This is a genomic window from Ligilactobacillus ruminis DSM 20403 = NBRC 102161 (assembly GCF_900113455.1).
Lineage (GTDB): Bacteria > Bacillota > Bacilli > Lactobacillales > Lactobacillaceae > Ligilactobacillus > Ligilactobacillus ruminis.
Genome location: NZ_FOPI01000037.1, coordinates 11,697 through 17,749 on the forward strand (window position 1 = coordinate 11,697; position 6,053 = coordinate 17,749).

General features: G+C 46.6%; 4 protein-coding genes. 3 read left to right on the forward strand and 1 reads right to left on the reverse strand.

The genetic code is table 11. From position 1 onward, the window contains the following. Positions 1-295 precede the first annotated feature (295 nt). Entirely contained in the window at positions 296-1,660 is a 1,365-nt protein-coding gene (gene brnQ / locus BMZ95_RS09355; RefSeq protein ID WP_046922433.1) for a branched-chain amino acid transport system II carrier protein, read from the reverse strand. Between the two features lie 549 nt (positions 1,661-2,209). Here brnQ and BMZ95_RS09360 point away from each other — a divergent pair. From BMZ95_RS09360 to BMZ95_RS09370, 3 genes are all read left to right on the forward strand, one after another. Further along, positions 2,210-3,400 carry an aminotransferase-like domain-containing protein gene (locus BMZ95_RS09360; RefSeq protein WP_014074050.1) on the forward strand — a complete coding sequence of 397 codons (1,191 nt, stop codon included), beginning with the start codon at positions 2,210-2,212 and terminating at the stop codon, positions 3,398-3,400. A gap of 225 nt (positions 3,401-3,625) precedes the next feature. After that, positions 3,626-4,591, forward strand: a complete 966-nt coding sequence (locus tag BMZ95_RS09365; protein ID WP_014074049.1) for a ribose-phosphate diphosphokinase — start codon at positions 3,626-3,628, stop codon at positions 4,589-4,591. A gap of 1,245 nt (positions 4,592-5,836) precedes the next feature. Then, a partial coding sequence (locus BMZ95_RS09370) for a transposase (RefSeq protein WP_191981829.1) occupies positions 5,837-6,053 on the forward strand: 217 nt, incomplete at its 3' end.

Sequence of the window (6,053 nt, forward strand, 5' to 3'; positions counted from 1 at the left end):
AATCAGTGTTTTGCCCGTAACCGCGGACTACATTTTACGGGCAAATCTCAAGAATCAGTATTTTGCCCGTAACCGCGGACTGGATTTTACGGGCAGATCCCAAAAACCGGCGTTTTGCCCGTAAGCCAGTCCTGACGCATTGATTGAACAGGCAATGAGCAGCACTGTATTTTAAAAAATAAAGAATGCCGGGCAAAATCAGTCGAATTACGACAGCTTTTGTTCGGCATTTCATTTAATTCGGGAGTGAAAAATAAGCCGGGGTTTCCCCGGCCTCTTTATTGATATGCGGATGTCAGGCTTCCTCGGCTGCCGTGGCCGTTTCTCTTCTGGCGATGAAGTGACAGATCAGACCGATGATGAAGCCGCAGAGGGCAAATGAGATCCAGCCGAATCCGATTGAGAAGAACGGAAAGTAGGATGATGCGAAGGTAACTGCGGCCTTGGCGAATCCCGTTCCGGCAAGGACAGGCGGAAAGTTTCTGATCATGTCGAAGACGGCTGGAATCAGCGTGAAGATTGTCGTCATGCGATAAACGCGGTTGTCATGACCGAACAGGGGCGAAGTGATGCCGAGGATGATCAGCGAGATTGCAAGCGGATAGAGGAACATCAGGACAGGCGTTGACCAGGTGATGATCGTCGTCAGGCCGAGATTTGCAATCAGGAATGAAATCAGGCAGTTGAACGTCAGGAATGTACGGTAGGAAATCTTCGGGAAACGGTGATGGAAGTCCTGCGCGAAGGCAACGACGAGTCCCATGGCGGTCGTCAGGCATGTGACCGTTGCAAGTGTTGCAAGCAGGGCGTCGCCGGCCGCGCCGAGATAGTGGTGTGACAGCTGTGCCAGGGCAATGCCCCCGTTTTCAGAGATCTTGTAGTTGTTGAGACTCATCGCACCGAGATAGATGGATGCAAGGTAGATGATGCCGATCAGGGCCACTCCGATGATGCCGGACTTGGCGAGAAAGACGGATGTCTCGCGCTGCTTTCTGATGCCGAGCGCATGGATGGCGGTGATGACGGTGATGCCGAATGCCAGTCCTGCGAGGGCGTCCATGGTGTTGTATCCTTCAAGGAAGCCGCTTGTCATTGCCTGTGTCGTGTATCCTGCCGCTGCATGCTGTCCGGACGTGCTTCCGAGCGGGCTGATGAAGGCGAGAAGGAAGATGATGAAGAGCATGACTAGAAATGCAGGGTTGAGCAGCTTGCCGATGGTATTGACGATGCCGTTTTCATGAACTGAGAAATAATAAACGATGCCAAAGAAAATGGCTGAGTAGATCAAAAGACCGATTGTCTGATAGCGTGCCGGAATATGAGGCGCAAAACCCATTGCAAACGGAACGGTTGCCGTTCTTGGTGTTGCAAACAACGGTCCAAGCGTTGCGTGAACCAAAATCAGAAAAATCAATGCATATTTTGGACTGATCGGTTTTGCAAGATCATAAATGCCGTTTGAACGCGTGATGCTGATTGCCAAAAGAGAAAGCAAAGGAAGCAAAACGCCCGAAAGAAGGAAGCCGATTGCGGCTTTTCCCCAGTTTGCACCGGCCAATTGGCCCAAATGAATCGGGAAAATCAGGTTGCCCGCACCGAAGAACATGCCGAAAATCAGCGATCCGATCAAGAAGTAGTAGCGTTTGGATATTTTTTTCATAATGTGATCTCCTTAATAATTCAAATTCGTTATTTTGAGATCTTAGCTAAGATGTCGTTTTTTGAAGTAAAAAAAATCCCTCCAGATAAAAATCTGAAAGGACGCCTCAGCGTGTTACCACCTTTGTTTCAACAAGCCATTGCTGACTTGAACTCACCCCGTGCTGCATTTTTTGACAAATGCAATACGTTGACGCTGTAAAGGGCGCTCCCATTCGAAACTTCGCTGTGACGTCGCATCGACCGCTCGGAGGCTACTTTCGCATCATTTGCGTCTTGTCCCCTCGCACTAACTGGGACTCGCTGCAAAGACGATTGAATGAGCTACTCTCCTCTTCATCGCGTTTTTAATACTTTTTTAACATGCACCTAATTTAACTTATTTTTGAAAGAAAGTCAACCTTTTTCGATTAGATGAATTTATTTCATTTAAAAATGAATAAGTTGAATTTTACTTAATTGACAAAAGAGTGTAAGATAGTGATTGTAAAGAAAAATGAATTATTAGCTTATAAGAATCGAATTATAATTATAACAGGAGGCAGAGCATATGATTCCACGTTTTTCAAAGCGTTTTGAACGCGATTCGTCCGGACTTGAAAGTTTGTTTACATTATCAGAAAAGAAAGATGCGATTTCGTTTGCGGGCGGATATCCGGCAGAAGAACTTTTCCCTAAGGAAGAACTTGATGCGGCCTTCTTAAAGCGCAGCGAATTGACCGACAATTCCGTTTATCAGTACTCGTCTGCTTTGGGATATGAACCGTTGCGCGCAAAAATTAGAACATATGCGAAAAGAAACGGCATTGACTGCGAAATTGAAAATATCATGATCACTCAAGGAGCGCAGCAGGGTATTAATTTTTTGGCCGATCTGTTCCTTGACGTCGGTGACGGCATGGCAGTTGAGGCACCGACGTATATCGGTGCTTTGGAAGCATTTGCGGCCAGAAGCCCTGAATTTTACGAAATCGAAATGCAAGATGACGGTTTGAACCTCGATCAGTTGGAAGAAGTCTGCAAGCATCACCAATTGAAGATGCTCTATACCGTGCCGAATTTTCAAAATCCGACGGGTATCTGCATGTCGCTTGCAAAACGCAAGCGTTTGGCTAAGATGGCTTCACAATATGACTTTTTGGTAATTGAAGACGATCCTTATCGCGAATTGCGTTATGAAGGGGTCGGGCTTCCGTCGATCAAGGCCTTCGACATGTCGGGCAACGTCGTGACGCTCGGAAGCTGCTCAAAGATTTTGTCGCCGGCGCTTCGGACAGGGTGGCTAATAGCCGATGAAACGCTGATGAATGCCTTGAAAAATCTGCGACTCGCAAGCGACTGCAATCCTTCTTCCGTTGTCGGTCAGATGATTGACGAATACCTTGAAGACAACGATATCAACGAACACATCGAAGAAATCAACGACCTGTACCGTGATCGTCGCGATGCGATGATTGAAGGACTCAAGCGCTATCTGCCTGAGGAGTGCGATTTCACTGAGCCTCTTGGAGGTTTCTTCATTTGGTTGGAACTTCCAGAAGACGTCGTTGCGCAAGAAATTCTTGACAATTACGGCGACGTGACGTTTATTGAAAGCTCGACTTTGTTCCCGGTATCGCATCGCAGAAACTGCATGCGTCTGAATTTCACAGGCGTCAACGATGAAGAAATCGAAGAAGGTTGCCGGCGCCTTGGTGATGCCATCAAGGAAACTTTGTATGAGAGAATTTCAGTTAAATAACATCAAAGCAGTCTTTCTGGCTGCTTTTTTCAATATTGTGAACGATTACAAGAGTGACGGCGGAGATACTTCGTAATTTTCGGATAATTCTTTGACAAAATTCAGAGTTGAAACACAAATGCGCATTTTTGCATGGTATAATAACTTTGTAAGTGCGCAGCTGAAAATTCGATCCGAAGAGAATGTTTGTGCCGACAATTTTAAATTCCAATAGATGGGGGAAGTATGAAAGACATGCAAGAAAATGCTGGAATCAAGCTTTTTGCGCTTAATTCAAATCAAGAATTGGCTGAAAAGATTGCTGAAGAAATGGGCGTTGAACTTTGCGATGCATCCGTCAAGCACTTTAGCGACGGCGAGATTCAGATTAATATCAATGAAAGCGTGCGTGGTGATGACGTATTCATCATCCAATCAATTTCTGATCCGGTTAACGAAAACTTTATGGAACTGATGGTCATGATGGATGCTTTGCGTCGTGCCAGCGCGGGTTCGATTAATGCCGTTATTCCGTATTACGGCTATGCTCGTGCCGATCGCAAAGCAAGAAGTCGTGAACCGATTACTGCCAAGCTCATTGCCAACTTTATTTCCCTGGCAGGTGCAGATCGAGTCGTGACATTGGATCTTCATGCCGGCCAATTGCAAGGGTTCTTCAATATTCCGGTCGACCATCTTTTAGCGATTTATACGCAAGCTCATTACTTTAAAGAAAGCGGCATTGCTGATGACGTGGTTGTCGTTGCACCGGATCATAACAGCGTTAAATTGGCGCGCAATTTGGCGGAACTTTTGAAAGCACCGATTGCGATCGTTGACAAACGTGATGCTGCGCGTGTTGATGAAGCAGACATCATCGGTGACGTCAAAGGACACAAGTGCATCGTTTTTGACGACTTGATCGATACCGGCGGCAAGATGGTCGATGCCGCAACCGCTCTCTATGCTGCCGGTGCTACAAAAATTTATGCATGCGCAACGCATCCGATTTTCTCCGGAAATGTCGTAAAAGAATTGGAAGCTTCAGCCTATGACGAGGTCATTGTTACGGACACGATTGCCATTTCTGAAGAAAAGCAGTTTGACAAGCTTCGCGTCCTTTCTGTCGCACCGATTTTTGCAAAGGCAATTTCTCTCATCTATCACAATCAATCGGTGGACGCGTTGTTTGACAAGAGCGATAGTATTTAGACAAGGTGTGAAGCCGAACGGTCATGATCCCGTACGCAAGCTTTGGACGACCGAAGGCGAGCTCATCTCGTCCAGGGAGTCCTTGCTTGCGATAGGGGGAATGTGAGGCTAAATCCGATTAAGACAAGGTGTGAAGCCGAACGGTCATGACCCCGTACGCAAGCTTTGGACGACCGAAGGCGAGCTCGTCTCGTCCAGGGAGTCCTTGCTTGCGATAGGGGGAATGTGAGGCGAAACCCGATTAAGACAAGGTGTGAAGACCAGCCGCTCAACAAGGCGGTAGATAAGGAGGGGCGCGAGTGATCAGCGCAAGCGCAGTCACGACGCGGCACGAAATTATCATGAGCCTTGTTGCTGGTCTGAACCCGATTTAGACAAGATGCGAAGCCGAACGGTCAACTGAATAATGATTAAAATACGTGCCATGATGGCGCGTATTTTTTATTTTTGGGGCAGTCCGCCAAGATTTCACTCAAATTTTACGGACAAAGCGTCATTTTTTTACTGATTTGTCCGTAATTGACAGTGATTTTGCCAAATGCAGTGCTGCGCAGCATCTGCTCAAGCACTGCACCTGACCTCGGTTACGGGCAAAACGTTCTTTTTGGAATTTGCTTGTAATCTGAGATCACACTGCTTTGGCGAAGGTACCCGAGTAGAACATTTTTCCGATTTTGGAGGATTTTTTTTACTTTCGAGGCCGCGCGAGTCGATTTGGAATCAGTCGGTAGACAAAAATCAGACATTCCCACCGGTTTTTGTCTACTTTCGAGGCCGCGCGAGTCGATTTGGAATCAGCCGGTAGACAAAAATCAGACATTCCCACCGGTTTTTGTCTACTTTCGGTTCAGCGCACCCCGTTTTTGGAGCAGGCGGTAGACAAAAATCAGACATTTCCACCGGTTTTTGTCTACTTTCGGAGCCGCATGCCCCAATTTTGGATCAGCCGGTAGACAAAAATCAAACATTTCCCCCGTTTTTTGTCTACTTTTGGTTCCGTGCGCCCCAACTTCGGGGAGTCAGGTAGAAAAAAAAACATACTGTCCCTCGAGATTCAAAGTGGATTACGGGCAAAACGGCGATTTTTAAGATCTGCCTGTAATCGAAAGGATGACAGCAGGATTTTGCTGAGACAAATGGTTATGCCCGTATAATGGTGTAAATTGATAAAAAAAAGAGAGCCAAGTGCTCGTCTCCCAGGTATAATTAAATCACCTAACAAAATAATACTAGGAGGACAAACAAATGGCTCAATTAAATATTACCTTAAATCAAGAGGAAATTCTACAACTTCTTTCAAAGGATCACGATCAGGCATTTCGCGAACTGCTGCGTAAAAGTCTCAATAGTATTCTGATGGCGGAATCCACTGCTCAACTCAAGGCTGAGCCTTACGAACGGTCAGAAGAACGCACGGACAGCCGCAACGGCACTCGAGAACGCGAGCTCAAGACACGGATAG

Excerpts from the sequence above, each read along its gene's own strand:
- brnQ (WP_046922433.1), bottom strand. The coding sequence starts at position 1,660 with ATGAAAAAAATATCCAAACGCTACTACTTCTTGATCGGATCGCTGATT.
- BMZ95_RS09365 (WP_014074049.1), top strand. The coding sequence starts at position 3,626 with ATGAAAGACATGCAAGAAAATGCTGGAATCAAGCTTTTTGCGCTTAAT.
- BMZ95_RS09360 (WP_014074050.1), top strand. The coding sequence starts at position 2,210 with ATGATTCCACGTTTTTCAAAGCGTTTTGAACGCGATTCGTCCGGACTT.